Origin of the sequence: Myxococcus sp. AM010, assembly GCF_013372585.1 — a bacterium.
In the GTDB taxonomy this organism is placed as follows: Bacteria; Myxococcota; Myxococcia; order Myxococcales; family Myxococcaceae; genus Myxococcus; species Myxococcus vastator.
The window spans coordinates 1-1,541 of sequence record NZ_JABXEO010000202.1 but is presented as its reverse complement, the minus strand read 5'-3'; the positions used below and the strand labels follow the sequence as shown (position 1 = coordinate 1,541).

Here is a 1,541-nt window from a genome sequence, read left to right as displayed (position 1 = left end):
GGCAGGGCCTTGCGGTCCACCTTGCCGCTGGGCGTGAGCGGCAAAGACGCCAGTGCCACGAAGGCCGCGGGCACCATGTACTCGGGCAGGCGCTGCTGGAGGTGCTGGCGCAGGGCATCGGCGGAGAGGCCGTCGCCCACGACGTAGGCGACGAGCCGCTTGTCGCCCGGCACGTCCTCGCGCGCGAGCACCACGGCGTCCTGGACCCCGTCGTGCGCACGCAGGGCGGCTTCGACTTCGCCCAGCTCGATGCGGAAGCCGCGCAGCTTCACCTGGAAGTCGAGCCGACCCAGGTACTCCAGCGTGCCGTCATGCCGCCACCGCACCTTGTCTCCCGTGCGGTAGAGCCGCTCGCCGGGCGTCTTCGCGAACGGGTTGGGGACGAAGCGCTCCGCTGTGAGCCGTGGCTGCCCCAGGTAGCCCCGAGCCAGCCCGTCTCCCGCCAGATAGAGCTCGCCCGCGGTGCCCAGCGGCGCCAGCTGCTGCCGCGCATCCAGCACATACGCCCGCGTTCCCACCAGCGGCTTGCCGATGACGGGGACCGGACTCGGACTGCGCCGCACCTTCGCGAAGGTGGCGTACACGGTGCTCTCCGTGGGGCCGTAGGCGTTGAACGCCGTCGTGCGCTCCGTGCTCGCCAACTGGCTCCAGAGCGACGGGTCCATGGCCTCACCCGCGCACAGAATCCTCGCGGGGACGTGGGGCCGCTCCAGCAGCCCCGCCTGAAGCAGGAGCGTCAGCTGCGCGGGCGTGCAGTCCAGCACGTCCACGCGCTGCTGCCCCAGCCACGCCAGCATGGCCTCCGGGTCCTTCCGCGTCTCCTCCGGCACCAGGCACAGGCAGTGTCCGTCCGCCATATGCACGAGCTGGTCCATGCTGACGTCGAAGTAGAGCGGCGCGTTGAGACTGAAGCGCTGCCCCGGGGCCAGCCCCGAGTGGAACGCCTGGCTCGAGGCCGAATGCAGCGCGGCCAGCGACTGGTGCTGCACCATGACGCCCTTGGGCATGCCCGTGGAGCCGGACGTGTAGATGACGTACGCGAGATTCTCCCCGCGGACCTCAACGGCGACCTCGTCTGTGGGCAGTGACGCCAGCGTCGAGGCCTCGGCATCCAGACACAGCAGGTGCTGGACGTGGGGCTGCCACGGCTCGGCCAGGTGCTGGACGGTGAGGAGGACGGACGCGTCACTGTCCTTCAGGACGAAGGACTTGCGCTGCGCCGGAGCCGCCGGGTCAATGGGGACGAAGGCCCCACCGGCCTTGAGCACCGCCAGCACCGCGACGATGGCCTCCGGCGTGCGCTCCAGGCACAGGCCCACGCGGACCTCCGGGCCCACACCCAGCGTGCGCAGGTGCGCGGCGAGCTGGTTGGCCCTCGCGTTGAGCTGGGTGAACGACAGCACTTGCTCACCCAGCGCCACGGCGGGGGCATCGGGCGTGCGAGCCACCTGCTGCTCGAAGCGCGTGTGGAAGAATCCTCCACGCGGGACATCGGACGCGGTGCTGTTCCAGTCCACCAGCAACTGCTGCTGCTCCACCTC

At 70.7% G+C, this 1,541-nt stretch carries 1 protein-coding gene; it reads right to left on the bottom strand.

All coding sequences use genetic code 11. From position 1 onward, the window contains the following. Positions 1-1,541, bottom strand: a 1,541-nt coding sequence (locus HV826_RS36290; protein WP_176421563.1) for an amino acid adenylation domain-containing protein, incomplete at both ends; no start/stop codon positions are given.